Annotated in this window: 31 protein-coding genes; all 31 read right to left on the bottom strand. The window is 44.5% G+C overall.

Annotated elements, in window-relative coordinates:
• Positions 1–20: 20 nt before the first annotated feature.
• The 31 genes from SIN01_RS01305 to flgB all read right to left on the bottom strand — a co-directional run bounded on the left by SIN01_RS01305 (position 21) and on the right by flgB (position 25,790).
• Positions 21–503: a chemotaxis protein CheD gene (locus SIN01_RS01305; RefSeq protein ID WP_010025572.1), complete on the bottom strand. Its 483-nt coding sequence runs from the start codon at positions 501–503 to the stop codon at positions 21–23.
• Positions 500–1,114: a chemotaxis protein CheC gene (locus SIN01_RS01300; protein WP_010025570.1), complete on the bottom strand. Its 615-nt coding sequence runs from the start codon at positions 1,112–1,114 to the stop codon at positions 500–502. The genes SIN01_RS01305 and SIN01_RS01300 overlap by 4 nt, the downstream gene beginning before the upstream one ends.
• A complete protein-coding gene (locus SIN01_RS01295) occupies positions 1,111–1,587 on the bottom strand; it encodes a chemotaxis protein CheW (RefSeq protein WP_141305915.1) in 477 nt (158 codons plus the stop codon). The genes SIN01_RS01300 and SIN01_RS01295 overlap by 4 nt, the downstream gene beginning before the upstream one ends.
• A 12-nt stretch (positions 1,588–1,599) precedes the next feature.
• Positions 1,600–3,675, bottom strand: a complete 2,076-nt coding sequence (locus tag SIN01_RS01290) for a chemotaxis protein CheA (protein WP_010025566.1) — start codon at positions 3,673–3,675, stop codon at positions 1,600–1,602.
• 2 nt (positions 3,676–3,677) lie between these two features.
• Positions 3,678–4,751, bottom strand: a complete 1,074-nt coding sequence (locus SIN01_RS01285) for a protein-glutamate methylesterase/protein-glutamine glutaminase (RefSeq protein ID WP_010025565.1) — start codon at positions 4,749–4,751, stop codon at positions 3,678–3,680.
• Positions 4,748–5,635 (bottom strand): P-loop NTPase, encoded by an 888-nt coding sequence (locus tag SIN01_RS01280; protein ID WP_010025564.1) that lies wholly within the window; start codon positions 5,633–5,635, stop codon positions 4,748–4,750. The genes SIN01_RS01285 and SIN01_RS01280 overlap by 4 nt, the downstream gene beginning before the upstream one ends.
• Positions 5,625–6,725: a flagellar biosynthesis protein FlhF gene (locus SIN01_RS01275; protein ID WP_162198721.1), complete on the bottom strand. Its 1,101-nt coding sequence runs from the start codon at positions 6,723–6,725 to the stop codon at positions 5,625–5,627. The genes SIN01_RS01280 and SIN01_RS01275 overlap by 11 nt, the downstream gene beginning before the upstream one ends.
• 2 nt (positions 6,726–6,727) lie before the next feature.
• On the bottom strand, positions 6,728–8,761 hold the full coding sequence (flhA, locus tag SIN01_RS01270) for a flagellar biosynthesis protein FlhA (RefSeq protein WP_141305914.1): 2,034 nt from the start codon (positions 8,759–8,761) through the stop codon (positions 6,728–6,730).
• A 19-nt stretch (positions 8,762–8,780) separates the two neighbouring features.
• Positions 8,781–9,869, bottom strand: coding sequence for a flagellar biosynthesis protein FlhB (flhB, locus tag SIN01_RS01265; RefSeq protein WP_010025561.1), 1,089 nt, complete (start codon positions 9,867–9,869; stop codon positions 8,781–8,783).
• Positions 9,870–9,873: 4 nt separating this feature from the next.
• Positions 9,874–10,653 (bottom strand): flagellar biosynthetic protein FliR, encoded by a 780-nt coding sequence (gene fliR, locus SIN01_RS01260; protein ID WP_010025560.1) that lies wholly within the window; start codon positions 10,651–10,653, stop codon positions 9,874–9,876.
• Positions 10,654–10,671: 18 nt separating this feature from the next.
• Positions 10,672–10,941, bottom strand: coding sequence for a flagellar biosynthesis protein FliQ (fliQ, locus tag SIN01_RS01255; protein WP_010025559.1), 270 nt, complete (start codon positions 10,939–10,941; stop codon positions 10,672–10,674).
• Between the two features lie 16 nt (positions 10,942–10,957).
• Positions 10,958–11,632, bottom strand: coding sequence for a flagellar type III secretion system pore protein FliP (gene fliP / locus SIN01_RS01250; protein ID WP_010025557.1), 675 nt, complete (start codon positions 11,630–11,632; stop codon positions 10,958–10,960).
• Positions 11,629–12,327 (bottom strand): flagellar biosynthetic protein FliO, encoded by a 699-nt coding sequence (locus SIN01_RS01245; RefSeq protein WP_010025552.1) that lies wholly within the window; start codon positions 12,325–12,327, stop codon positions 11,629–11,631. The genes fliP and SIN01_RS01245 overlap by 4 nt, the downstream gene beginning before the upstream one ends.
• 6 nt (positions 12,328–12,333) lie before the next feature.
• Positions 12,334–12,696, bottom strand: coding sequence for a response regulator (locus SIN01_RS01240; RefSeq protein WP_010025551.1), 363 nt, complete (start codon positions 12,694–12,696; stop codon positions 12,334–12,336).
• 73 nt (positions 12,697–12,769) lie between these two features.
• Entirely contained in the window at positions 12,770–13,942 is a 1,173-nt protein-coding gene (gene fliY / locus SIN01_RS01235; RefSeq protein ID WP_141305913.1) for a flagellar motor switch phosphatase FliY, read from the bottom strand.
• The gene (gene fliM, locus SIN01_RS01230; RefSeq protein WP_010024210.1) at positions 13,935–14,933 is read right to left on the bottom strand and encodes a flagellar motor switch protein FliM; all 999 of its coding nucleotides are present in this window, start codon (positions 14,931–14,933) and stop codon (positions 13,935–13,937) included. The genes fliY and fliM overlap by 8 nt, the downstream gene beginning before the upstream one ends.
• A 31-nt stretch (positions 14,934–14,964) precedes the next feature.
• Positions 14,965–15,396, bottom strand: coding sequence for a flagellar basal body-associated FliL family protein (locus SIN01_RS01225; RefSeq protein WP_047035375.1), 432 nt, complete (start codon positions 15,394–15,396; stop codon positions 14,965–14,967).
• Positions 15,375–15,611 (bottom strand): flagellar FlbD family protein, encoded by a 237-nt coding sequence (locus SIN01_RS01220; RefSeq protein WP_029548210.1) that lies wholly within the window; start codon positions 15,609–15,611, stop codon positions 15,375–15,377. Before SIN01_RS01220 ends, SIN01_RS01225 begins: the two co-directional genes overlap by 22 nt.
• Before the next feature lie 60 nt (positions 15,612–15,671).
• Positions 15,672–16,472, bottom strand: coding sequence for a flagellar hook-basal body complex protein (locus SIN01_RS01215; RefSeq protein ID WP_010025511.1), 801 nt, complete (start codon positions 16,470–16,472; stop codon positions 15,672–15,674).
• Between the two features lie 72 nt (positions 16,473–16,544).
• Positions 16,545–16,937 (bottom strand): TIGR02530 family flagellar biosynthesis protein, encoded by a 393-nt coding sequence (locus tag SIN01_RS01210; protein WP_010025513.1) that lies wholly within the window; start codon positions 16,935–16,937, stop codon positions 16,545–16,547.
• The gene (locus SIN01_RS01205) at positions 16,930–17,400 is read right to left on the bottom strand and encodes a flagellar hook capping FlgD N-terminal domain-containing protein (protein ID WP_010025514.1); all 471 of its coding nucleotides are present in this window, start codon (positions 17,398–17,400) and stop codon (positions 16,930–16,932) included. Before SIN01_RS01205 ends, SIN01_RS01210 begins: the two co-directional genes overlap by 8 nt.
• Position 17,401: 1 nt before the next feature.
• Positions 17,402–18,814 (bottom strand): flagellar hook-length control protein FliK, encoded by a 1,413-nt coding sequence (locus SIN01_RS01200; protein ID WP_047035378.1) that lies wholly within the window; start codon positions 18,812–18,814, stop codon positions 17,402–17,404.
• Between the two features lie 34 nt (positions 18,815–18,848).
• Positions 18,849–19,478: a MotE family protein gene (locus SIN01_RS01195; protein ID WP_010026275.1), complete on the bottom strand. Its 630-nt coding sequence runs from the start codon at positions 19,476–19,478 to the stop codon at positions 18,849–18,851.
• Positions 19,479–19,495: 17 nt separating this feature from the next.
• On the bottom strand, positions 19,496–19,933 hold the full coding sequence (gene fliJ, locus SIN01_RS01190) for a flagellar export protein FliJ (protein ID WP_010026274.1): 438 nt from the start codon (positions 19,931–19,933) through the stop codon (positions 19,496–19,498).
• Positions 19,923–21,248: a flagellar protein export ATPase FliI gene (gene fliI / locus SIN01_RS01185; protein ID WP_010026273.1), complete on the bottom strand. Its 1,326-nt coding sequence runs from the start codon at positions 21,246–21,248 to the stop codon at positions 19,923–19,925. The genes fliJ and fliI overlap by 11 nt, the downstream gene beginning before the upstream one ends.
• Positions 21,245–22,006, bottom strand: a complete 762-nt coding sequence (fliH, locus tag SIN01_RS01180) for a flagellar assembly protein FliH (protein ID WP_010026272.1) — start codon at positions 22,004–22,006, stop codon at positions 21,245–21,247. The genes fliI and fliH overlap by 4 nt, the downstream gene beginning before the upstream one ends.
• Complete coding sequence (fliG, locus tag SIN01_RS01175; RefSeq protein WP_010026270.1) at positions 21,999–23,015, bottom strand: flagellar motor switch protein FliG; 1,017 nt, start codon at positions 23,013–23,015, stop codon at positions 21,999–22,001. Before fliG ends, fliH begins: the two co-directional genes overlap by 8 nt.
• 13 nt (positions 23,016–23,028) lie before the next feature.
• Entirely contained in the window at positions 23,029–24,618 is a 1,590-nt protein-coding gene (fliF, locus tag SIN01_RS01170; protein WP_010026268.1) for a flagellar basal-body MS-ring/collar protein FliF, read from the bottom strand.
• 36 nt (positions 24,619–24,654) lie between these two features.
• Positions 24,655–24,957, bottom strand: a complete 303-nt coding sequence (fliE, locus tag SIN01_RS01165) for a flagellar hook-basal body complex protein FliE (protein WP_010026267.1) — start codon at positions 24,955–24,957, stop codon at positions 24,655–24,657.
• A 9-nt stretch (positions 24,958–24,966) separates the two neighbouring features.
• A complete protein-coding gene (gene flgC, locus SIN01_RS01160) occupies positions 24,967–25,413 on the bottom strand; it encodes a flagellar basal body rod protein FlgC (RefSeq protein WP_010026266.1) in 447 nt (148 codons plus the stop codon).
• Complete coding sequence (gene flgB, locus SIN01_RS01155; protein WP_010026264.1) at positions 25,413–25,790, bottom strand: flagellar basal body rod protein FlgB; 378 nt, start codon at positions 25,788–25,790, stop codon at positions 25,413–25,415. Before flgB ends, flgC begins: the two co-directional genes overlap by 1 nt.
• Between the last annotated feature and the right edge of the window lie 232 nt (positions 25,791–26,022).

The raw sequence follows: 26,022 nt of genomic DNA, 5'->3' as shown, positions 1-26,022 counted from the left end.
CTCCCCTCCTTTGAACGATCTTAGATTAAATGGCTACCTCGAAACAGGGCGTGAATCGCCAGCCTGCAAGAATCGCAAAAAAATTCGACCGTTCTGCCGTAATCTTTACCAATTTCTTCGCTAATAATCGGTATATGAAAAGCCCTTAGCTGCGCTTTGACTGCTTCGATATTTCTCGTTCCTATACTCTCCATGGATTGAACGCGAGTCGTTCGGAACATTTCTGCTCCTCCAGCCATTTTTGCCTTCAGCTCGGAGACCGGGCAATGATAATACTCTGTAAGTTTTGTCACAAGCATCGGTATCGCCGTATCTGCGTATTTTCCCGGTGGATAGATCGTTGATCGTGAGAATGATGAGTCAGGCAGCATAACATGAGCCATCCCCGCAGTTTGCGTTTGCTGATGATAGATCACGACTCCGACACAAGAACCTAAACCAAGTGTCTTTAAAGACTCTGGATGGATGGCAAACTTGATTTCCGAGATACCGACATGAATCACTGAGAAAACTTCCCTTCCACCCGCTCGAAAATAACGTCAAGAGAATCGGGCAGCGGCAGAAATAGAAATTCTCCATTCAGCTGATGTCCTTTTTGCCGATCAAAAACAACAGCATCAATGAGAAGCGCAAACTCATCATAAAGTGATAATTCAACAAGTCCTTCACTCAATATGGCCCCAGCCATATCCACCGAAATAACCGGAGGAGATTGAATAAACGCAACATTCAAAAACGAGGACAGCGCCGACAAATAGGACCCGCAAAGAATATTGCTGACCTCATAAAATGCCGAACTGCCAATCCCATCATCACAAATATTGCCCTGAGGAACAAGCTCCTCAATCAACATATTTGCCTGATCAATGGCAAACATGACGAAAAAGCAGCCTCTGATCCCGCCTTTTACTTGGATCAACGAAGCAGCAACCTGTTGTTCTGCTTTGCCGTCGATCAGCTCAGCAATAGACTGCAAGCGTACGGACGGAATGCACAGATCAATCGGCTTCTTTAACATAATGGATAGTGAAGTCGCAGCATGCGATGCACCAATGTTTGCTGATTCTTTTAGCAAATCAAGGTGTCGACCGTCAAGCTGATTCAGATGGTTCATGCTTCAACTCCGTTTGCGCGCAATGCGGCAACATCATTTTGATTCAGCACCTGCTTCAAATTCAATAACAGCAATAATTGGTCTTCACCGATTTTCGCCACAGCGCTCAGGTATTTCGCCGATGACCCGCCGATCATTTCCGGTGCCTGTTCCAGCTGGTCCGCATCAATGTCCAGTACCTCTTTTGATGAATCGACCAACAATCCTACACTCATCTCATCTTGCTCAACAACAATAATTCGGCTGTCGGGTGTGATCTTAGAATGCCCCATTTGAAAACGTTCACGTACATCAATGATTGGCGTAATAATACTGCGCAAATTCATCACACCTTTTACGAAAGGAGCTGCATTTGGAAGGCGCGTGATACCGTCGACCTTTTCAATAGACAACACCTGTTCAACCGGAACGCCGTAGGTTTCGCCGTTCATTTCAAACAAAATTACTTTTAGTTGCTTCTCCTGACTCATCATCGGTTTTCCTCCTTAAGCTTTTTCCTTAATGGTTTTATTGGTTTCAATCAGCCTCTGACAATCAATAATTAATGCAGCTCGTCCATCACCAAGAATGGTTGTTCCTGAGAAACCCGGCACCTTCTCAAGATATTTTCCGAGCGGTTTTACAACAACATCTTGATAGCCAAGCAGTTGGTCCGCCGTCAAAGCGACCTTCTTCTCACCATGGCTGAGGATCACAACCGCACCACTGTTTTCTGAACCCTCCCGTTTATCTGTTTTACGGTCAGGAACGGCAAAGTAATCAGCAAGTGAGACAAGCGGAATGACGCCTTCGCGATAGTCCATAACCGTTTGATCGTGGATGGTGAAGGTTTTAACCTGTCGTTTTAATGCCGTTTCTGTGATGGACGTGATTGGTACGGCATAAGTTTCCTCGCCGGTTTGAACAAGCAGTGCATTAATAATTGATAAGGTCATCGGTAATTTCACCGTAAATGTGGTTCCTTGATCGGGAGTTGAGACCACTTCAACGGTTCCATTGAGTGATTGAATTTTGCTCTCAACAACATCCAGTCCTACACCTCGTCCGGAAATGTCGGAGATTTTATCGGCAGTACTGAATCCTGAGGCAAAGAGCAAATGATCAATCTGATTTTCGGTCATTGTACGTGCTTCTTCCTCTGTCACCACGTTTTTCTCAATTGCTTTGGCAAGCACTTTTTCTCTGTTAATTCCAGCGCCGTCATCCTTGATTTCAACAATGACTTGGTTTCCATTGTAATAGGCAGCAAGTGTTAACGTCCCTTCTGGGTTCTTCCCCTTTGCCTCTCGCAGGGCGGGTGATTCGATGCCATGGTCCATCGAATTGCGGATCATGTGCATCAGTGGATCGCCAAGTTCTTCGATCACCGTTCGATCCAGCTCGGTATCTCCGCCCTTCACAACGAAATTAACCTTCTTATTTAGTTCCTTCGAAAGACTCCGCACTAATCTTGGAAAACGATTGAAGACCTGTTCAATTGGCTCCATTCTTAAGTTGAGCAACGTCTCTTGCATTTGATTCGTCACACGCTTGATTTTCTCCACTGTATCGCTTAAATCAGAATGATGATTGTCCGAAGCGATCCGTTCAAGGCGCCCACGATCAATCATTAGCTCCTCAAATAGATTCATTAATTGATCAATACGATCAAGATTTACCCGCAACGTTTTCGCGACGGCAACCGGCTTTTTCGCGGATGTAGCGGATGCGCGCGACGTTTGATTGCGTTTCTTTTCAGTCGATTCGGTTTGTTCTTTTTGCGATTGTTGTGGCGCACGTTGTTCTTCTATTTCCGAAATAGATGAAACGTCAACAGCAGCGATTTCCGAGATTGCTTCGATCTTTTGCTTGAGCTTCTGCCCTTCGCACTCAACTGCTGCGAGGTAAACCAGTTTTTGATCAAATTCTTCTTTTTCAATCGCTTCGGTTGCAGGCCGCGTAGCAAGGATTGACCCTTCTTCCTCCAAAGCATTAGCAATCATATAGGCGCGCGCGGCTTTCAACACACAATCCTTATTCAAGGTAACTTGTAGTTCATAGACCTTTAAATTTTGATCGAGTGCTTGTTTCATATATGCTTTTTCGTAGTCTTCCAGTTTCAAAAAATGGGTTTGAGCATCGTTTTGCTGCTTCATTGTCCCACCATTCGAAGACTTGACCGTTTCCGATTTTGATGCATCCTTTTTGCCCGTAAGCGCTTCAAGCTGTTCTTTCGTCTCCGATACATCCCGTGCATCCGATCCGCCTTGCTCAATTGAATCGATCATCGCTGCCAAATGGTCCAATCCTTCAAAAAGAACATCAACCATGTCCCGAGACGCCGTGATCTTTTTGTTGCGCAATGCATCGAACACATTCTCCATAGTATGGGTGAGTTCCATCATGTTGTTAAAGCCCATTTGTCCGGAACTTCCTTTTAGCGTGTGAGCGGATCGAAAGATGCTGTTCAGAAGTTCTGAATCATCCGAACGCTCTTCAAGCGTCATGAGCTGATCATTTAGATTCTGCAGATGTTCCCTTGCTTCATCAAGAAATATACCTAAGTATTGACTCATATCCATGCTTAATCGTCTCCCCGTAATCCGAATTGTCTACAGATCGCATCGGCAATATGGTAAATAGGCTGAATCTCATTCACGCGACCTGTTTCGATTGCTGCTTTCGGCATGCCGAACACGGTGCAGGTTTCTTCCGACTCAGCAATCGTATGTACATGTTTTCCTGCTTCGTATAACTCAAGAACACCTTTCGCACCATCTTTGCCCATACCGGTCAATAGCGCAACGATAAACGAATACCCTTGCAGTTTGGCAAGTGAACGCAAGGTGACGTCAATCGACGGACGCACACCGTTAACAGGGGGACTTGAGGACAAGTCGACGCAAAGATGATCCTGTTCATTGCAACTGACGCATAAGTGCAGGCCGCCTGGAGCTATGTATACATGGCCACTTTTAAGAATTTCTCCGTTCACCGCTTCCTTTACCGGTAGTTTCGCATTTCGATTTAGCCGATCGGCAAGCGATTTTGTGAATTTGGGCGGCATGTGTTGGATGATCAAAATTGGCGCCGGCAAATGCTCGCTCAATTGCGGAATAACCGCTTGCAAGGCCTTCGGACCCCCTGTTGAAGAACCAATGATAATAAGCTGTGAGTGATTTTGAATATCTCCGGAACCGCTCAGATCTTCCCACTGGTATATTTGTGCCGCATTGTTTGTTTCCTTCCTCACTGTCGCTGATTCCGCAGCCTGCCTGATCTTTATCCGCAACTCTGTTTCAATACGTGCAATATCGGACGGTTTTCCCGAAGGCTTGCATATAAAATCAAAAGCACCGCTACTGATTGCTTCAATGACGTAGTTTATTGTTTCATTTGACGCTCCGCTTAACATAATGGTTGGCGTTGGTCTTGTGCTCATAATCTCATGCAATACAGCTAACCCGTCCCGATCTCCAGGTAAGATAATATCAAGAGTGATTACATCTGGCTTGAAGCGGATTACTTTTTCCAACGCATCCGCACCATTCCGAGCCGTAGCAACGACTTGCAGCATCGGATCCTCTTCAATCATTGCTTTGATCGTTTGACGCATAAATGCAGAATCATCCACAACCAGCACTTTGATTTGCTTCATCCCTGATGCCTCCCAATGAGTGCTAAATACTTTCTGACTTTTTCTCCGAACGTACGCTCATGCGCAGTGAATACCTTCTGACCGGATTGTAAAAGAAAGGAACGGGCAAGTAATCGCATTTGTACGCTGTAGCTTGCATTAGGAAAACTGCGCATGCACGGTTTTTGACGGCGTACAGACTGGGATAGTTCATCATCTTTTTGCAGCGAAGCAAGCCATGACGGCGACGCACCTAAAAAGCGAGCAGACGTTGAGGACAGGCGCCGCCACGTCTTCATTCCTTCACGCCGATCCAAGGTTTGATTTACAACAGCCATAATCTGCAAATCTTGTTTTATGGAATAAACCAATTTCATCAATGAATAACTATCAGCGATTGCCGGTGGTTCTGGTGTTGTGACGAGAATCATGCGATCAACGGCAAGCAGAAAATGCAACAGATCCTCCGACGCACCGGCACCAAAATCAAAGAGAATAAAATCATATTGAGCTCTTGCAATTTGAAGCTGCACAATAAATTGATTCAGATACTCAGGGTTTAATCGAAAAAGTGAACCAAGACCTGTACCGCCGGCGATAAAAGATACTTGCGAACTCACCTGCACGCAAACCTTCTGAAACGATGATTGATGCTGCAGCGCATCGACAATGTTGAAATGCGCTGCTTGTCCCATCAGTTGCTCGATATTCCCCATACCTACATCGAGATCAATAATTAACACCTTTTTTCCGAGCTCGCCAAGTGCCCATGAAAAATTGACACAAAAAACGGATTTACCGACGCCGCCTTTACCACTGGCGATGCCAATCACTTGTGCTGTTTTGGTTTCACGTTTTTCATGAAAAATGCGCATTCTCAAATTTTCTGCTTGATCATTGACCATCTGAACCACCCAATAAATGATTAATCAAATTCCCAACATGCGCTTTCTGAAGATCATCCGGAACTTCTTGACCATTTGTCATATAAGCAATGTTTAACCGTGGATGTTGCAGCAAAATACTGATCAATGTGCCGTAAGTTGCGGTTTCATCGACCTTTGTAACGATAAGTTGTGATACATGAAGCGACTCAAACTGATTAATGACTCGATTCAAATCTTCGAATTTGGCTGTTGCAGCTAAAACTAAATACATGTTTATCTGTTGTTCTGCTTTAAGAAATTGCAGCAGCTCCGCAATGTAACCACTGTTTTGAAAGTTCCTGCCTGCGGTATCGATGAACACATGATCGTACTTGGAAAACCGCTGCAGCAATTCATTAAAATCTTGCTCCGTATAAGCGGTTTCCATGGGCGCTTCAAGAATATCCGCATACATTTTCAGCTGATCAACCGCAGCGATTCGATACGTATCCGCCGTTATAAAGGCTACTTTTTTCCCCTCTTCAAGGACAGCGCGGCTGGCGAGTTTTGCCAAGGTTGTTGTCTTGCCAACACCGGTCGGTCCAACCAGCATCATATACTTGCCGTTTAAGTGAGCTGTGTGTATCTGTTCCGCATTGAGCCGCTGCAGCAATTCATCGTACAGCACTTGTTTAGCCTCATCACCGCTCATCCGTTCGTCACTCTGATACCATTTTTTAACCAAGCCCTGGAGCAGCTGCTCTGCATGCGGCCACTGCACACCTTGATTGAGCAATAGATCCTGGATCGATTTAAGCCATTGCGGTACTGAAAAAAGACGATCGACCTTCTCATCCAGTCTTTTATAAGGCATTGGCTTTAAGACTGCGCCTTGATTGAGGGATTTAGACTCCTTAGTCTTTACTTCGGTTTTATAGCTCCTTTTATTAAATGAAGCTTCCGTATCCGAATCACTCGCTACAAAAACTTCAACATGTTCTTTTTTAAATAGATTGAATAACTTGCCGTCAGTCACTTTCTTTGTATGGAAAATGACCGCATCATCGCCAAGTTCTTGTTTTACTTTTTCAATGGCTTGCGCCATCGTTGGTGCAATAATTTTTTTCATTTTCATGCCGCATTCAGCACCCCAATGCTTTGTACTTCTACATTTGTCTCTAATTCATTGTACGAGAGCACACGAATGGTTGGAAAATAACGTTCGGTTAGTTGATGGACATACATACGCACCGCAGGCGAGCATAGAATGACCGGATCACTCTCAAGATCCGACCATTTATCAATTAACGCATGCAAGTTTTTGAGAACCTGACCGGTCGTCGTCCCATCTAAAGCGAGAAAATTTCCATGTTCGGTTTTCTGAACCGATTCGGAAAGTTTTCGTTCGAGGTCCGGACTCAAGGTCAGAACTTTAAGCGTTTCTCCAGGCTTAGCAAATTGTTCTGTGATCTGACGAGACAATGCCTGCCGAACGTATTCAGTCAACAGGCCGGGTTCTTTTGTCATCTGACCATAGTCTGCTAAAGTCTCAAAGATCAAAGGCAGATTGCGAATCGATAAATTTTCTTTTAACAAATTTACGAGTACCTTCTGCACGTCACCTAGGGACAGCGGATCCGGAATAACGGCTTCGACAAGTGCCGGATAGTGTTCTTTCAAATGATCAACTAATTGCTTTGTCTCTTGTCTGCCTACCAACTCGCAGGCATGACGGCGCAGTACTTCCGTCAGATGAGTCGAGATAACCGATGGCGGATCAACCACGGTATATCCTGCAAGCTCTGCTTGATCCTTCGTTGCTTCATCAATCCACTGTGCCTTTAGCCCAAATGCCGGTTCAACCGTCTCAATGCCTTTAATGGTGGGATCCTCAACACCCGGACTCATCGCAAGATAATGATCAGGGAGCAGCGAACCTTGGGCAACCTCGCTTCCATTGATTTTTATGCGATAGCTGTTCGGATCCAGCTGAATATTATCCCGTATACGGACAACAGGCAGAACAAAGCCGAGTTCCAAAGCAAGCTGGCGGCGGATCATCACGATACGATCGAGCAAGTCACCCCCTTGCGTGTTATCTGCAAGGGGAACCAGTGCATAACCGAATTCGAATTCAACCGGGTCCATATGGAGCAGACTGAGTACATTTTCAGGACTTTTAAAGGAGTCCTCTGCCTTCTGATCTTCTTTTTCCACCAAGTCCTGTTCATTCGTCTTGCGCCGACTGCGAAGCACGAATCCGGATACCATCAAGAGCAGTGCAATCGGAAATGTTGCCAGCATCCCGATCGGAGTCAATCCGAGAATGAAAATAACCGCACCGGCAATGATCAGCATCATCGGATAGGAGAGAAGCTGTTGAGATACTTCTTTTCCCATATTATTTTCTGAGGAGGAACGCGTAACAATGATTCCGGTCGCCGTTGAAATAAGCAATGCCGGGATTTGACTGACAATGCCGTCACCAACGGACAATAAACTAAAATTTTGTGCCGCGTCTGCCAAATCCATTCCCTGCTGCGCGACACCAATGATCATCCCGACAATCAAGTTAATCGCGACAATGATCATACTGGCGATCGCATCGCCCTTTACAAACTTGCTGGCACCATCCATGGCCCCGTAAAAATCTGCTTCACGCGTAATTTTTTCGCGTCGTCTCTTGGCTTCCTGATCATCAATTAATCCTGCGTTCATATCGGCATCGATACTCATCTGCTTGCCGGGCATTGCATCCAAAGTAAAACGTGCCGCAACTTCGGCAACACGTTCCGCACCCTTAGTAATGACAATAAACTGTACAACAATAAGAATTAAAAAGACAACGAGGCCAACAATAATGTTTCCTTCAACAACAAATTGACCGAACGCCTCAATCACTCGGCCGGCATCGCCTTCAGTCAGGATTAACCGTGTTGTCGACACATTGAGTGCAATGCGAAACAAAGTCATAATCAGAAGCAATGATGGAAAAACTGAGAATTCGAGAGATTCGGTAACATTCAGGGTGACAAGCAAAATAACCAAGGCGATCGAGATATTCATGATGATCAGAAAACTCAGCAATGAAGCCGGCAAGGGAATAATCAGCATCATCACAATGAGTACAACGCCAATCATCACGATATAGTCTCTCGTTTTCATGAATGATTCCTCCTCTCCGTCAGACTTTTCTTTTTAATCGATAAACATAGGCAAGAATCTCAGCCACTGCTTGAAAAAATTGTTCTGGAATGCTCTCGCCAATCTCAAGATCATGATACAAGGCGCGTGCAAGTGGTTTACGTTCAACGATCGTCACCTGATTTTCGCGCGCAATCTCTTTGATCCGTTTCGCAATCAAGTCCGCACCTTTGGCGATGACTTTCGGTGCATCCATTTCTTTTTTGTCGTATTTCAGTGCCACGGCAAAGTGGGTAGGATTCGTTATGATTACATCTGCATTCGGTACTTCCTGCATCATCCGATTGAGCGCCATCTGCCGCTGTCTTTCCTTGATCTTTGACTTAATTTGAGGATTCCCTTCGATTGTTTTAAACTCATCTTTAATGTCTTGTTTTGACATCCTCATGTTCTTTTCATAATCGTATTTCTGATAAAGGTAATCAAGCACGGACAAAGCAATCAATGCGATGGAGACCGTTATCCCCATCGTCAGCATAATCGATGCCATCGTTCGAATACTTTCACTAAGCGGCTGACTCGCCGATTGGGCAATCGACTGGCGATACAGCCATAGTACGGAAAAAGCGACGATTCCAATAATCAGTATTTTCAGCATTGATTTCAGCAATTCCATGATGCCGCGGAGAGAATAAATTCTTTTCAATCCCTTCAGTGGATCGAGGCGCTCTCCCTTAAACAGCAGCATATTCGGCAAGAATAGAAACCCGATTTGCATCATTTGCGCCCCTGCCGCAACCACGATTGCAATGATCAGAACAGGAAGCAGTAACTTGAGCACCTGAAACGACAACCGGACAAACAGTTCATGAAGATTCAGTTCAGTAACAGGCATGGACAGATTGGTACTATAGTAGCTGCTCATCATTTCTGCCAAGCGCTGAACGACCTGACCGCCGGCAAGGCGAAAATAAAGGAAAAAGGCGAGCAGACTCACTGCTGTACTTAGATCCGTACTTTTAAAAACTTGTCCTTTTTTTCTGCCTTCTTCTCGCTTATGCGGTGTCGCTTTCTCGGTTTTCTCACCGGCAAAATACTGCAAGTCTAGCGAATAATGGACTCGGGCCATATCATCAGCTCCCAAGAAGACGAATAAAATTACTGAAAATAGTCGTCATCGCATCAAAAATGATCTGAAACAATCCGATTAACGAAGGAAACACAACCAGCATGACCGCAAAACCGACAAGTATTTTCAGCGGCAATCCGACAACGAAGACATTGATTTGCGGAACCGTTCGTGCCACCAGACCGACAGCAACATCAACAAGAAAAAGGCAACCGACGATTGGAATCGCTAACTGCGCGGCTATGAGAAACATTTGTGCGCTTGTCCGCGCGACAAATTCAGCCGTTGTTCCCGAACCAAAGGCAACGGTCACGTGATCAATTTGAATCACTTGAAAGCTGTACAGCACTCCGTTGATCAACATGTGATGCGCATTGACGCCAAGAAAGAAAAGCAGCTGCAAGACATAGAGAAACTGCCCCGTCAAAGGAGTTGGAACGCCGCTTTCCGGACTGATCACATTCGCGATGGCAAAGCCCATCTGCATGTCAATAAACGCGCCAGCAAGCTGAACAGCATAAGTAATGATTCCGGCGACAAATCCCAGCATTAATCCAACCAGGACCTCTTTGAGCAGAAGTAAAATATAGCGCCCGTCAAGCGGAATCGCTTGACCTTGATTCTGAAACAAGGTCACTTCAACAAGCACGGCAAGAACTGTTGCCAGTCCAATTTTTACCGGAGCCGGAATGGTTCGGTACGAAAAAATCGGCATCGTCACGATAAAACTGGTCAGTCGCGCAAGGATCAGCAAGAACAATGGAACGGCATTGAATAACGACAAGATTCTTCAAATCCCTTTCTATCGAATGAAATTGGGCAAGTTTGCAAAGATATTCTCTGTAAAAGTCAGCATCTTCGCGAGCATCCATGGTCCGAACAAGATTAATCCGAACAAGACCGCAACTATTTTTGGAATAAAGGCCAACGTCTGCTCCTGAATCTGTGTTGCTGCCTGTATGATACTGATGATTAAACCAACGACCAGTGAAAGAAGCAAAATCGGTCCCCCGATCATTAAAATCGCCATAACACTTTGATCTGCTATGGATAAGATCATTTCGGAACTCATTCGGACTCACCCCCGTTTAAAAACTCTTTAATAAGGACTCCACAATTAAATACCAGCCGTCGACCATGATAAACAACAATAGCTTAAAGGGTAATGAAATCATGACCGGGGGAAGCATCATCATCCCCATCGCCATCAGAATGCTTGCAACCACCATGTCAATGACAAGAAATGGAATGAAGATCATGAATCCCATTTGAAAAGCCGTTTTCAGTTCACTAATTGTAAACGCCGGTACTAAAGCCGTTAATGGAATATCGCTGACTTTGGCTGGCTGTTTGTATTTTCCATAATTGAGAAACAGTTGTAAATCTTTCTCGCGTGTCTCATTGGCCATAAACGTTTTAATCGGTATTTGCGCCTTAGTCAATGCTTGTTTCTGCGTCATTTCGTTCTTCATGTACGGCTGGATTGCATCGGTATTGATTTGGCCATATACCGGTGCCATGACAAAGAAAGTCAGAAATAGTGCAAGCCCAACGAGTACTTGATTCGGCGGCATCTGCTGAGTAGATAAAGAGGTTCGAACAAATGAAAGCACAATGATGATTCGCGTAAAGCTGGTCATCAGCACGAGAATCGCCGGTGCGAGAGACAGTACGGTCAAAACGAACACTAGCTGAAGCGTCGTTGCGACATCCTGAGGCTGACTTGTGAAAAAGTCGGCAGAAATTCCTGGAATAGCATTCATTTTCTCACAACCTTCCGAAGCATGTCCCGCAATCGACTAGATCGCTCTTGATTTGCCGCGTTCAGCTGCTGCCTCAATACCTCAGGAGCAGCAGCCTGCTTATCCTTTTCCGGACGAGAACTTGGACGGTGAAATGCATGATCAGAAGTCCATTTCAATGCTTTTAGGACTTGTTCCTCAACAGGAGTCGTTTGATCACTTTCCCGGGTCAGCAACGATTTTATTGCCTCAGGATCTTTGATTTCTTTTAATAGCTGAACCGATTCGCCTACACCGACAACCAGAACCTCATTGCCAATCTGAACGAGCTGGACGGAACGATTCGCCCCTAAAGAAACACCGCCCATATTTTTCAGTGCACTGACTTGAGCAAAACGTTTCGACCGCTTAACTACTAAATGATAAAGCAAATAGATTAAGGCAAGAACCACCAGCAGAGCAACAATCAATTTAATGAATGTCACAAACATGGTTACACTGCCCGAGGAATCGGTTTGTGCCTTTTGTGTCGATGCGCCGTTTTTTTCATTTTTTGATGGTGTCTTTTGCTTTTCTTGAGACTGTTGATTTTCTTTAATCCAATCCGCAACCGTACCATTCTCTGAATCAGCGTAAACAACGGATGAACAGCCGAATGAAAGAAGCACGATAAGAAAAACGGCCACCACTCGTTTTATTGAAAAAGAACTTTTCACGACTATTCATCCAATCGCTTTCTTGATTGCCTCGATCACTCGGTCAGGTTGGAATGGTTTCACAATAAAATCTTTTGCTCCGGCTTGAATGGCGTCAATCACCATCGTTTGTTGCCCCATTGCCGAGCACATAATCACCTTTGCATTCGGATCAGAAGCTTTTATCTTTTTTAATGCATTGATTCCGTCCATTTCAGGCATGGTAATATCCAAAGTTACGAGATCCGGCTTATATTCTTCATACTTAGCCACGGCTTCCTTACCATTTGCTCCTTCACCGCAAACCTCATAACCGTTTTTCGTCAAAATATCTTTTAACATCATGCGCATAAACGCAGCATCATCAACAACAAGAATTCGTCCTGACATATGAATACCTCCAATGTTCTCTTTTTAATTAACGATCAACGTGACCCAGAGCCCAATCCCATCATACGCGGGTTCACAGTTGACTGATTCGATCGCTCTGATTAAGGATTTCTGTAATTCGGATGCCGAAGTTCTCATCGACGACAACAACTTCGCCTTTCGCGATATATTTTTGATTGACAAGAATATCGATCGCCTCACCAGCAAGTTTATCGAGTTCTATAATTGATCCAGGTCCCAGCTCAAGGACATCTTTAATTGTCTTCTTGGTGTGACCAAGTTCTACGGTCACATCAAGTGGAATATCCATGAGCAGATTCATATTTCGTGGCGTCGGCTCGGTGTGTGGTTGTTCTTCCTCGTCAAAATCAGAAAAAGCCACCGGTGAAACATCGGTCTGAGCATTGTGTTCTTGTTCCTTCTCAGAGAAAGTCAACTCAGGTTCTGCAACAGCCGCCGCGGTTTCTCGCTCATTAGAACCGTCTCGTGCAGCTGCTGCTTCCGTTTGATCTGCTTGCGAATCGTTAGCAGCTTTTCCACTGGATTCTTGAACCAGCAGCTGAACCAGCTGTTTGCCAAAATTAATGGGCACCAGCTGCATGATCTGTGAATCAACAAGGTCTCCAATCTTCAGCTGGAAGGCGATTTCAAACATTTCTTCATCCAAAGGCAGATGTTCAATCCCCTTCTTCGATTTGACATCCATAAGATTGAGCTTTGGCGGTGAAATGTCGATCCGGCGGTTAAATACAGTCGACATCGCAGTCGATGAAGAACCCATCATTTGATTCATCGCTTCTTGAACAGCGCTCATTTCCATATCACTGATTTGATCACTTGGTTGGGTGCCGTCTCCGCCCATCATCAAATTTGCGATGACGCTGGCATCGTGGACTTTAATAATCAACAAGCATGATCCTTGAAACCCCTCTGTATAATTGACGAGAACAGAAACATGTGGAACAGGGAATTCCTGAGAAAGATTGCCGCGATTGACAAGTCTGACTTGCGGCGTCGTAATTTCAACCTTTCTGTTTAGGATTGTGGATAATGCTGTAGCCGCACTGCCAAAGGAAATATTGCCGATTTCTCCAAGCACGTCTTTATCTAAATCTGAAAAATTGCCTTCAGGACCGTGATTACCTTGATCCGTTTTCTGGGTCTCTTGCTCCGAAGAAGCTGCAGCGTCTTCATGATTACCGAGCAATGCATCGATTTCTTCTTGTGAAAGCTTCCCGTCACTCATCGGTTTCAACCTCCTCTGTTATCTTTTTAATGATCTGTACTGCAAGCTGATGCTTACGTTTCCCCGGCTGCCCGATAAATTTAGGAAACCCACTGACTTGAATGATCATCGGCTCATCTAAGTGCTCGTCCAGCTTAATCACATCGCCAACACTCAAATTCATTAATTCTCTAACCGTGATCTTTGAATGACCTAAGACCGCCGTTAAAGGAACCGCTGAATGCGCTACATTCTTTTTCAATGCATGAAATTCCTCAGCGGTTGTCTCGCTTTTCTTCTCATTCATCCAATAATGCATGGACAGCTTTGGAATGATTGGTTCAAGGACAACATGCGGCAAACAAAGATTGATCATCCCGCTCGATTTTCCAATCACTGCCGACAATGAAATCACAATAACCGTTTCATTCGGCGAGACCAGTTGAAGAAATTGCGGATTGGTCTCCAGTTCCATTAAATGGGGATCAATCGCTTGATCGACTGACGACCATGCTTCTTTTAATGGCGGCAATCCTCCTTCAAACAGGCCCTTCATTAAGTCCGTCTCGATTTCTGTCAAGTGCTCGATTTTATTCATACTCTCTCCTGCGCCGCCAAGCAATCGATCCAGCATCGCGTACGCAATATTCGGGTTCACTTCAACAATCAAATGACCCTCAAGCGGAGGGGCTTCGATAACATTGAGCACCGTTGCCGACGGAATTGAGCGAATGAATTCTTCATAAGGAAGCTGATCGACAGAAGCAACGGATATTTGCACATACGTTCTGAGCTGTGCTGAAAAGTAAGACGTAAGCAGTCGCGCATAGTTTTCATGAATCCTTGTGAGACTGCGAATCTGGTCCTTTGAAAAGCGCAGGGCACGTTTAAAATCATAGACTCGCACCTTTGACTTCTTTTCCTCGCTTTTCAGCTCATCCGCATTCATCTCACCGGTTGAAAGTGCGGAAAGCAGTGCGTCAATTTCAGATTGTGAAAGAACTTCGGCCACTTTTTCTCACCACCTTTGCCTTCTACTAGAGCTATTGCACAATCTTCTCGGTCGTATAGACATGCGTCACCGTTCCGCTCTGAAGAAATCCATCAACTCTCTTTTTAATTAAGCTTTCCAGTTGTGCAATGCCTTGCTGATCTTGAAGATCTTCCGGCGTCATGCCGGACACTGTATAGATCACCGCGTTCTTCACTTGGAAGCTACGTTTCTCAAGTTCCTCTTTCGCTTCCTTGCTTGAGACCTGAATATTAAAGTCCAATTTAATGAAATGATCACCTTTGATGTTGGTTGTGATTTCACCGGTATCAACCGTCAAATGATTCACAATTTCATCGATATCCGTTCCTTTGTTTTTCCCATCACTTTGCTGACGAAAAATAAAAAAGAAAACAATGATCGTTCCGATGATGACTAGCACCATGAGTGTAAAAAGCAAATTCATTGCTCTGCTTTTGAACATCGGTGCACACCTTCTTCCGCAGCCAATCCTGAGATCAAAGAAATTTTCTTAAGAAATGCGGCCATGATCCGGCCAACTTCTTCTGGAGATTCTTTAACGATCAGCTTTTTCCCATTCGTTAGTGTAATTGTCGTATCGGGAAGCGATTCGACCTGTTCGATAAGAAATGGATTAAGCAAAAAGGACCGGTTATTAAAATGAGTTAATGTAATCATAAGTGCAATAAAATGGGCTGGGAGCAATGCTGCCCCAGCTCATTTAACTCCTTTACTTAATTATCGCTTCAATTGCACGAGTTCCTGCAAGATCTGATCGGCTGTCGTGATCGTACGCGCATTCGCCTGGTAGGCACGCTGCGCTTCAATCAATGCCGTCATTTCATCGGTCAGATCAACATTGGAACCTTCAAGCGCGTTCTGAACGAAGTCGCCTTGACCATTTGTGTCTCGATTGCCGTTTGCAGCTCCAGATGCTTGACTTGTCTGATAAAGTGAATTCCCTACTTTTTCAAGTCCCGCAGGATTATTAAACGTATAAGCTTGAATTCTTCCTAAATTAACACTAGTCTCTGAATTAGATTTAGGCGTCCCTAAAATGACGCCTTGATTATTAATCGTAAAGGCACTGACGTCATTGAACGTTGCAGGATGACCATCAACCGTGCCACGAGCAGTGAAATCTAGAGAGAGCGTATAACCTTGTGCATTGACAAGACTTTCTCCGTCTGAACTTAATTTAAAATCTCCTGCTCTGGTATAATAAGTATTTCCACCATTTGTCACTTGAAAATATCCTTCACCATTAATGGCAACATCATAAGGATTACCGGTTGGATTGGCAACTCCGTTTGTGATGATATTGTCAATCGAACCCGCCTGTGCGCCAAGGCCGACCTGGATCGCATTCTGATCGGTTTTTGCTGATTGGACATTGTTGGAAAACAAGTCTTCAAAATTGACTCTTGCTTTCTTATACCCTGTCGTGCTGACATTCGAGATGTTGTTGCCAATCACGTCTAAGCTTGTCTGAAAGTTTTTCAAACCGGAAACGCCTGACCCTAATGAACGTAATAACATAATAAATCCTCCCTTTGATCTGACTGCTTCTGTCCATCCACAGTCCGGCTTCCCTTTAAGGGTCCAGCCTTATCATTGATTGATTATAATCGTACCGTCAATGTTTGAGAAAATCCGCGACTTTGCTTCATCTAGTCCCACTGCCGTAATCACTGTGTTGTTCTTCGCACTGACCAATAAGGCAGCCTTTTTGGTTAAAACCAATGAATCGTCAATCCCCATCTTTTTTGCTTCCTGCACCTTTGCATCGATTAGATGCCATTCTTGGTCGCTAATATTAATGTGACGCTGATTGATTCGATCACGTGCGTGCTTTGAAAGAGTGATTTGCGTCGCGGCATACTCACGCTCAAGTGCATTTGCAAAAGACGAATGATTCGCTTTCTTTTTCAATGCAGCATTGTGGTTGCCGTATTCTGTTACCGGAATGAGTGGCGAATAAGTGATCGGCTGAAAATCAGACACTCTGCTCCGCCTCTCCACCTTGACTGATTCCCGTAACCGATGAGGGATCAACTTGTGAACCATCATCGGTTTGAAAGCTAAGCGAACCATCCTTTAGACTGACGGCTTGGATCACGCCAGAGTATGACTTTGTTCCCGTATTTCCATCGCTGCCGGTGACCGTTTCATCCCAATTAATCTTCTTACCAATCATTGCTGCTTGTTCCGACAAGGACTGATTCGATTGCGAAGCAACCAGTTTATCAATCGCACTGCTCATATTCTGCGTCTGCTCGAGTGTCGTAAATGTTGCCATTTGCGATACAAACTGCGCACTATCCATTGGTGAAGTTGGATCTTGATTCGTTAGCTGTGCAATCAGCAGTTTTAAAAAAGAGTTTTTATCCAGTGGCTGATTGACATTCGAAGATGTGGAAGACGAAGTGTTCGTATTCGCTTTTGTTTGAACCGAAAGACCGCTCATCTCATATCATCTCTCCCGTCATCCATTCATTAAAAGAATGTTCGTTATTTTCACTATTACGATTTATTGATTGCAGATTCTGCTGTTGCTCGTCCTCGGAATGATTCTGATGATGGTCATCCTGTTGGCCCGATTCATGATTCGACTGATCTTGGTTATAGGGTTGATCGACGACTTGCTGATCCAACCGATGAATGTCTACACGCGTTAATGAAATGCCGTGTGCCATACATTGATGTTTCAGCTTTCCCAAATCGCCTTCCAACAGCGCTTTTGCCTGTTGTGTTTCCGCGGTAAACTCGGCAGTTAGCCCCATTTGTTTCTCTTGTCGAATTGAAACCGTCAGTTTTCCGAGATGCTGTGGATAAAGAGTCATCGTATAGGACTTCATTCCACTTTCATCAATTTTGAACGAAGCTTTTCCCAGCCACTCGTTCAAATGATCGGCAACTTGTTCATGCACTGGCTTTTCTATTGATTGCTGAGGATGGCTTCGAAAAAGATGCAGCATCTCGAGCTTGTTCATTTTTCTTGACCCGATCCACGTTTGATCCACAGACAGTGGGGAATGTGTGTCCTGTACGTTTTTCTTCTGCTTTCCGGTTTCTGAGTTTAAGTGATCCTTATCCTGCAATCGATCCGCTGCAGCCATCGCTGTTTTCGCGCTTCGTAACGTTTCCCCTGCAGAGTGACCTCTATTTACGCGCTGAAACAGATCCATTTCGTCCGTATTAGGTCTGGCTTTAGCCAATTCAGCGTGAGCCGCTATTTGTTTGCGCTTAAAACGATTGATCACTGGGCTTTCATCGCTTTCTTTTACTTGTCTCGGCTGCCTTTCGGAAATCTGCAGTAGATCCGCCGGTAATCGGTTCGTCTCATGAGCAGAAGTAGAAGATTTTGACTGCTCGGGTGAATAATCTTCGTTCAATTTCTGATTGACAGAAAAAATTCGCTTCGCCATTCTGTTCGTTTGATCCAGCGTAGCCGCAGATTGATGTTTCCTCTGTGCCGGTGCCTGATCAACCGCTTTATTTTCGGGTGCTGATTTCTTAAATTTGTTCCTGCGTTTCATTGAATCTGTTCGTGATTGATCGGATAATGGGTCGGCCACCGGTATCGTGCTCCTCAAATCAAGTTTCTTTGCCCCATCAGAAACTTGTGATCTGTTGTTTAGACCGATGCCATGTTCGTTCGCTTTAGCTGTACCCATACTCTTGGCCACATGCTTCTTGAAGCCGGACCTTTGTCCAGAGTCAAACGCATGCGCACCGCGATTCAGCTTCTCGTTTGCTTGCATCACCTGAATCAATGATAGAAAAACAGAATCCGCAGCTGCTGCTTTCTTTTTCTTTTTTGCTGGCTGGTCTGCAAACTCAGCGATCGCTTTTCCCTGTTTCAGTCCCGTTACGTTCATGATTTTCACCTCCTTTCAAAGGAATAGACGAGGATCATGGCGCTGATGTCGTTGCAGTTGAAGCCGAAGTGCCGGCACTTTCAGTAGTATTTGTGTTTGGCAGCTTTGCCTCGAGCAACTTGGTCAGTTCGGCCGCCTTCTCCGGATCCATTGTTTCGAGAATTGCTGCTTTGGTTTTATCATCTAAGTAATTGATATACTTTGCAGCCTGCTTCACGGACAGCTTGCTGAGAATTGCTCCGGCCTTAGCCGGATCCATTGATCGATAGGTTTGCGCATACATCGCCTGTGTGGCGGTTTCCGACTGACTTTTCATTTGATTGCTGCTTGTATCGGCATCATTTTTTTGTTGTTCTAATTGGTCTTTCAAATCGTTTATTTGAGTTGTTAATTTTTTATTGTCACGATTCAATTGTTTGTTCTGTGCCTGAGCGTTCGATAAGTCCTGCTTTAGTTGCGCTGTCTCTTCGGTTCCAGACGAATCGGATTGCTGAGAAGTTCTCGATTCCGGAAAAATCAGATGCTTTACTTCGCTGATCGGATCCGCACCAGAGAGTTTAAGAAATAATGCAGCAAGCAGCACGACAAAAAGCAAGGGAACTAGAATTGCCAGTAGTACCTTAAAAAGCTTCATCCCAAAGCTCGTTTTTTTCGTTTCTTCCATGCCGCGTCACCCTCCCTTCATCGATTGGCAGCACGTCTGCCGGCAATTTCATCCATTTCCTTCATCTCGGCCCTTATTTTCTGCTTCCGTTCAAAGCTTTGTCTGCGCTCTTTCAATTTCTTGTACTTTTTGACCTCAATCGTTTTCTCCTGCAGTTTAGTCTGAAGCGCTTCAAGCCGTTCTTTTAAAGACAGAAAGTATTTGCGCGTTTCTTCAATCAGAAGTTCCAGTTTATTAATATCGGAAAATTTCAGTGTCATTTGATCAACGCGCATCGCTTGCACCATCTTTTTTTGAATATCCATTTGTATGGACTCCTTTTGATCAACAAGATCAATTAAGCGATGCGCGATCTGATCAAACTGCTCATAGAGCTGTTTGTATTCAATTTCCAGATTTTGTTTTTCGTGATCTGCAAGTTTCATCACACGTTCAAAGCGGTAATCAGACTCCATTGTCTTCGACCTCCTGACCAAAATCGGCAATTAATTGCTTGATCGACTCGTGAAGGCTCACGCCAATATTTTCCGACTGCCGCAAATAACTGATGAGTTTGGGATGGAAATGGATCGCCTCATCAATTGACGCAGAACTTCCCGGCTTGTAAGCACCAATAGCGATCAGATCCTCGGATTCCGTATACTGAGCAAGCAGTGCCCGAAAATGTTGGGCCGCTTTCAAATGTTCAGGCGTACAAATCTCATTCATCACTCGACTGACACTCTTCAGCAAGTTAATTGCGGGATACTGCCCTTTCTGCGCTAATGCGCGATCCAAAACAATATGTCCGTCGAGGATTCCACGTGCTGTATCGGATACCGGTTCATCAAGATCATCACCGTCGACGAGAACCGTATAGAGAGCGGTAATTGTTCCATGGGCATCTGTCCCCGTTCGTTCAAGCAATTCCGGCAGCATGGCAAAAACCGAGGGCGGATACCCTTTTGTCGTTGGGGGCTCGCCAACTGCTAGCCCCAGTTCACGCTGACTCATGGCAACACGCGTCAATGAATCCATCATCAGCAATACGTCTTTTCCTTTTGATCGAAAATACTCGGCGATCGATGTCGCGGTAAAGGCACCTTTTATGCGCATTAAAGCCGGCTGATCACTGGTTGCGACAATGATAATTGAGCGTTTCATTCCTTCAGGTCCCAGATCCTTCTCCAAGAATTCTCTGACTTCACGCCCCCGTTCACCGATCAATGCAATCACATTGAGGTCGGCCGATGTATTTCTGGCAACCATCCCCATTAACGTACTCTTTCCCACACCGCTTCCGGCAAAAATCCCGATCCGCTGACCTCTTCCAACAGTCAGTAATCCATTGATCGAGCGAACCCCAAGCTCAATAGGCTCTGAAATTCGCGGCCGTGTCATAGGGTTGGGCGGACTCTGATTCGTTGTTACGCGATCAAACGGTTTCGTAAAGTGCATGTCAGACAGCGGTCGGCCCAAGCTGTCGCAAACTTGACCAATCAATTCCTCGTTTACCTTTACTTCAAGCGGTTTGCCTGTCGCTTCTACCAAGCACCCCGGCGCAATCGTTGCCACCGAAGTAAAAGGCATAAGTAATATGTTCTCTCCTTTAAACCCCACCACTTCCGCCAATACTTTCTTGCCACTCTTAATATGTATCAGACAGACGTCACCTACGGATGCCGATGGTCCTTTGGACTCAATGAGCAGCCCAACAACACGATGAATCTTTCCATAACGGCGATAGCTATCAATATCCGCGAGATGTTCAATCAGTGTGTCCGCATTCATTGTTCCTTTTCCTCCATCAGTTCCGTCAATTTCTTTTTAATGACCTGTAATTGGCTGTCCACTCCGGCATCAATTTTTCCAAACGCTGTTTCAATGATGCAATCATTTTCAGCAAAATCAGGATCAGCATAAATATAAAGTTTGCCGTCCTGAACATATTGTTGAAGAATTTGCCGACTTTGGTTAAGAAAATCAAAATGAAGCGGAGCAACGATTATTTTGATTTTTTCCTGATCGCGAACTTCCTGAATTGCTTTAGCAACCAGTCCCTGCCACTTCTTTTTATCTTCTGCAAGCGAAACATTAACAATTTTCTCGGCAATGGCGATCGACATTCTAAGAATATCCGGCGCTGCCTTTTGAATCGCATCGTCATAAACGGTATGCGCCTGATCAATAAACTGATTTCCCTGTTCAATCAATGCAGCATAGTGTGCTGCCGCTTCATTGGTGCCCTTGTTGAATCCTGTTTCATAACCTTCCTGAACCTTCTGCTGGAAAGCGTCAGCACGCCGATGTTCTGCTTCCTGCTCTTTGACAACAGCCTGTTGTTCAACTGCTTCTGCTCTTGCTTGCGCTTTTTGAATGATCTGTTCTGCCTCGTGTTTTGCCGCCTCAATTTTTTGTTGCAACGTTTTTTCAACGGATTGTGCATCCGAGGATTCATTCAACGAATCAAGTTTCGGATCGATTGTTGCCATGCGATGCACAAATTTTGTTTGTCCATCAAGGCGAATATTCTTGAGCAGGTTAGACAATCACGTCATCCCCATTTCCGCGTGCAATTACAAGTTCACCGGCATCTTCCAATTTTCGAACCGTATTTACGATACGCGTCTGAGCTTCTTCGACATCGTGCAACCGCACGGGACCCATATAATTCAGCTCTTCTTTAAAACTTGCAGCCATACGGTCCGACATATTCTTAAACAAAAGATCCTTCACTTCATCACTTGCTGTACGCATCGCTAAGATCAGATCTTCATTCTCACTTTCACGGATAACGCGCTGAATCGCACGATCATCCAGAATGATAATGTCCTCGAATACGAACATTCGCTTTTTAATTTCTTCGGCAAGATCAGGATTCTGCTGTTCCAGTTTTTCAAGAATATTCCGTTCAGTTGTACGGTCTACACCGTTTAAGACGCTGACAATTGACGTAATGCCGCCCGTTTGTGTATAGTCCTCGGTCACCGATGAACTGGAAACTTTCTTCTCCAAAATCCGTTCCACTTGTGCGATTGTTTCAGGTGAGGTGCGATCCATTTGAGCGATTCTGCGTGCAACTTGTACTTGCAGCTCTACGGGCAGTGCTGAAAGCACAGCGCCCGCTTGATCAGGCTCCAAATAAGATAAAACCAGTGCAATCGTCTGCGGATGTTCGTTTTGGATAAAGTTAAGGATTTGTTGTGGATCGCTTTTTCTCATGAAATCAAATGGTTTCACCTGAAGCGTTGACGTCAGCCTTTGGATCACTTTATTGGCTTCATCTGATCCCAGCGCTTTTTCAAGGACCTGTTTCGCATAGCCGATTCCGCCTTGCGCAATGTAATCTTGCGCAACCGCTGTTTGAAAAAACTCATCGATTATTTGCGTTTTGGTGTCGGAATCTATTTTCCGTGCATTGGAAATTTCCAAGGTCATATCTTCAATTTCTTGTTCTGTAAATTGCTTCATAATGTGTGCGGAAACGTCGGTTCCTAAAGCGATCATTAAAATAGCGGCCTTTTGTTTTCCTGTTAATTTGCTTCTTCGATCAGGCATATTATCGCCTCCCTTACTTATCCTCTGCTAGCCAGCCACGCAGCAGCTTAACGAATTGATCAGGCTTCTCTTTTGCCATCTCTTCCAGTTCGTGGAATTTCCTCTGTTCCGGATTTTCTTGATTAAGCATCGCTTGGTAATCTTCTTGCTGCGGAATATCCTCAACGACCGTCTCAGCATCCTCATCATTTTTTCTGCGCCGGATCAGCCATACAATGAGCCCGACCATGAGCAGTGCGAGTAGGCTACCTCCCGCAATCCAGAGCCAATTGATTTTGCTGCCTTGTGGTTGTGCGGTCGGCTTTCCATTAAATCGTCCAACCGTTACCGATGTCTTCTGGTTAATCGCGTTGTTCATTAATTCTTGGCCTTGCGGATCGGAAATGGTTGTTTTAATAATTGAATTTAATATTTGCCGTACATCATTCACGCTCTGCGCCGATAAGCTGGCATTGTTACTCGCTGTCGGAGGTTCAATCATCACTTGGATGCCCAAATCGTTCACTTTGTATGGGCTGTTTGTTACTTCCCGATGAATTCGATTAAATTCATAATTGACTCGGTCTTCAACTTTCTGATAGTTCCCGTTGCCGCTTGTTCCATCTTGATATGTAGGTGTTTGAGAATCATTGGTTCCCGTCCCGGCCTGTCCTGCTGCCCCTTGGCCGGTATAGTTCTCCGTTATATGTTCCGTACTCGTTTGAATACCTTCCATTGTCTGCTGGTTGACAGGCTCTACAAGCTCCTGTTTTTCCTTCGATTGCGTGAAGTCAACGTTAGCCGTTACATTAACCATTACCTTGCCTTCACCCATCATCATCGTCAGCATCTGTGTGACTCTTCGTTGAACATTATTTTCAACATCACGAATAATCGCTTGCTGCTGATCATAAGCAGATAATGTTGATCCGTTGGCATTATTATTTTTCAAATCATAATAGTTGAAATACTGATCCATGATGACAATATTATCTACAGATAAGTTCGGTACACTTTTGGCTACAAGATGGTAGAGTCCATTGATCTGATCAGCACTCAACTGATCACCAGGTGTTACATTAAGTACAATTGATGCCGATGTACCACTTTTCTTGTCTTGATCGCTCACCCATACATCGTTTTGCGGCAAACTGATCATTACCTTAGCGGACTTCACGCCCTTTGTATTCGCGATTAAATTGGCAAGCTCCGTTTGCATTGCGGCACGCTGAAGCACATCGAATTGTTTATCTGTCATCCCAAATCCGGCATTTTGGCCAAAGAAAGAATAGTCAATTTGTCCCGTCTTCGGCAATCCTTGAGCAGCAAGTTCAACTTTAAGCTGATCAACTTGCTTTTCAGGTACACTAATCGTTGTTCCGCCATTTGATAGTTTATAAGGAATGCTCTTGCTATCTAAGTCATCTGTAATTTGCCCTGCTTCATTTTCCGAAAGGTCGCTGTACAGCGGCGTGTAATGCTTTATATTTGTTATGAGCAGAATCGCTATCAGCGCAGCGAAAACGACGGCTGAACCGCTGATCATCCAAATCTTATTTTTCTTCGGTATCCTGCTCCAAAATGTCTTTAATCGATTAAACCATGATACGAGCCGTTCTTTCATTCCGCTACCTCCGTTCATCGTCCGCACATACCAAAATTAGACTTGCATTCTCATAACTTCTTGGTAGGCTTCAACAACCCGATCACGGACTTGAACCGTGGTTTTCAATAGAACGTTCGATTTTTGCATGGCAATCATAACGTTATGTAAGTCCATATCACTATTTCCGCTCGCCACTTCACTAACCAATTGATTTGTCGATTGCTGCGCGTCATTCACAGAACCTAACGCATCTTTGAACATCTTTGCAAAATCATTTTGCGTTTGAGAAACCGATTTAACCGATTGATTCGATGCATTGGAAAATGTGTGATTTAGATTAACTGCATTTAGTGTCAAAGCTCCAGCCTACCTTCCTATTTCTAATGCTCGGGACAGTATGTTTTTATTTGCATTCATCACTGTAACCCCGGCTTCGTAAGCACGGTTGGCATCCATCAGATCGACCATTTCTTTTAATGGATCAACATTGGATTGACGTACATAGCCGGCAGCGTCCGCATCCGGATTTTGTGGGTCGTATTTCACTGGGAAAGCAGTCGGATCTTCACTTACCGAGGCTACTTCAACCCCACCAGAAGCGTTGCCGAGCGCTTGATTAAAATGAGTGTCAAACGAATGCGAATCAAGCGTCTTTAGGTTGACAACTTTTCTCGTGTACGGTTCCCAGTGTCCATTCACGTAGCGTCCCCGTGTTGTATCTTGATTTGCAATATTCGCCGACAGGACGTCCATCCGAAAGCGTTGTGCTGTCAATCCAGAAGCCGAAACATCAAGTCCGCTGAACATCCCCATTATCTAGCACCCCCTAAAACAATGTTAAACTTTTGAAATTGATCGCTTGCAGCTTGGCTCAACGTTTGATAAAGCAACTGATTTTGTGCCAGTTCAGACATTTCATGCTCGAGGTCAACATTGTTTCCATTATTTTGTACCGAACCAAATGAATCGTTCACGATCCGGAAACCTGGTTCGCCAGCAGAAGTGAAGCTTAGATGCTTCGGATTTGTCCGATTCGCTTGCATTTTGCTGTCAAGAACGTCTTCAAACAACACTTTCTTTGCTTTGTAATCTGGCGTATCAACATTAGCAATATTTTGAGCGATTGCGTTTTGAGCGGCCATTGATCTGTTCAACCCTTGTTCCAAAGCAGTCATGGGGGTTATTTGCATGATCATCTCACCCTTTCATTTCTTGCAGATAAGTACTGACAAGACACAATCTTTACTCTACCTATTTTATCAATTATTCGACCAAAGTTCACGATGTTTTCTACTATTCGACTGAATTCGACAGACACAATCATTTTTTTGTGGGCGTTTTGCCCCTTGAATTACCACTAATTTCCATATTAAATATAAAAGACATTCAATGTATGCGGTTTCTATTTTTTTTAAAAAGATA

Origin of the sequence: Sporolactobacillus inulinus (assembly GCF_006539285.1) — a bacterium.
GTDB lineage: Bacteria > Bacillota > Bacilli > Bacillales > Sporolactobacillaceae > Sporolactobacillus > Sporolactobacillus inulinus.
This window is presented reverse-complemented; position numbering and strand designations above follow the sequence as displayed.

Bases quoted from the DNA above. Each gene is read 5' to 3' on its own strand.
- SIN01_RS01290 (WP_010025566.1), bottom strand. From the start codon at position 3,675: ATGGATATGAGTCAATACTTAGGTATATTTCTTGATGAAGCAAGGGAA.
- SIN01_RS01280 (WP_010025564.1), bottom strand. From the start codon at position 5,635: ATGGTCAATGATCAAGCAGAAAATTTGAGAATGCGCATTTTTCATGAA.
- SIN01_RS01215 (WP_010025511.1), bottom strand. From the start codon at position 16,472: ATGTTATTACGTTCATTAGGGTCAGGCGTTTCCGGTTTGAAAAACTTT.
- flhA (WP_141305914.1), bottom strand. From the start codon at position 8,761: ATGAAAACGAGAGACTATATCGTGATGATTGGCGTTGTACTCATTGTG.
- SIN01_RS01275 (WP_162198721.1), bottom strand. From the start codon at position 6,725: ATGAAAAAAATTATTGCACCAACGATGGCGCAAGCCATTGAAAAAGTA.
- fliP (WP_010025557.1), bottom strand. From the start codon at position 11,632: ATGAATGCTATTCCAGGAATTTCTGCCGACTTTTTCACAAGTCAGCCT.
- fliI (WP_010026273.1), bottom strand. From the start codon at position 21,248: ATGAATGCGGACACACTGATTGAACATCTCGCGGATATTGATAGCTAT.
- SIN01_RS01295 (WP_141305915.1), bottom strand. From the start codon at position 1,587: ATGATGAGTCAGGAGAAGCAACTAAAAGTAATTTTGTTTGAAATGAAC.
- SIN01_RS01225 (WP_047035375.1), bottom strand. From the start codon at position 15,396: ATGTTCAAAAGCAGAGCAATGAATTTGCTTTTTACACTCATGGTGCTA.
- SIN01_RS01240 (WP_010025551.1), bottom strand. From the start codon at position 12,696: ATGTCAGGACGAATTCTTGTTGTTGATGATGCTGCGTTTATGCGCATG.
- flgC (WP_010026266.1), bottom strand. From the start codon at position 25,413: ATGGGGATGTTCAGCGGACTTGATGTTTCGGCTTCTGGATTGACAGCA.
- SIN01_RS01205 (WP_010025514.1), bottom strand. From the start codon at position 17,400: ATGAGCGGTCTTTCGGTTCAAACAAAAGCGAATACGAACACTTCGTCT.
- fliF (WP_010026268.1), bottom strand. From the start codon at position 24,618: ATGAAAGAACGGCTCGTATCATGGTTTAATCGATTAAAGACATTTTGG.
- SIN01_RS01220 (WP_029548210.1), bottom strand. From the start codon at position 15,611: ATGATTACATTAACTCATTTTAATAACCGGTCCTTTTTGCTTAATCCA.
- fliY (WP_141305913.1), bottom strand. From the start codon at position 13,942: ATGAGTGACGGGAAGCTTTCACAAGAAGAAATCGATGCATTGCTCGGT.
- flgB (WP_010026264.1), bottom strand. From the start codon at position 25,790: ATGCAAATAACCCCCATGACTGCTTTGGAACAAGGGTTGAACAGATCA.
- SIN01_RS01195 (WP_010026275.1), bottom strand. From the start codon at position 19,478: ATGGAAGAAACGAAAAAAACGAGCTTTGGGATGAAGCTTTTTAAGGTA.
- fliG (WP_010026270.1), bottom strand. From the start codon at position 23,015: ATGCCTGATCGAAGAAGCAAATTAACAGGAAAACAAAAGGCCGCTATT.
- flhB (WP_010025561.1), bottom strand. From the start codon at position 9,869: ATGGCCCGAGTCCATTATTCGCTAGACTTGCAGTATTTTGCCGGTGAG.
- SIN01_RS01285 (WP_010025565.1), bottom strand. From the start codon at position 4,751: ATGAAGCAAATCAAAGTGCTGGTTGTGGATGATTCTGCATTTATGCGT.
- fliJ (WP_010026274.1), bottom strand. From the start codon at position 19,933: ATGGAGTCTGATTACCGCTTTGAACGTGTGATGAAACTTGCAGATCAC.
- SIN01_RS01300 (WP_010025570.1), bottom strand. From the start codon at position 1,114: ATGAACCATCTGAATCAGCTTGACGGTCGACACCTTGATTTGCTAAAA.
- fliQ (WP_010025559.1), bottom strand. From the start codon at position 10,941: ATGAGTTCCGAAATGATCTTATCCATAGCAGATCAAAGTGTTATGGCG.
- SIN01_RS01200 (WP_047035378.1), bottom strand. From the start codon at position 18,814: ATGAACGTAACGGGACTGAAACAGGGAAAAGCGATCGCTGAGTTTGCA.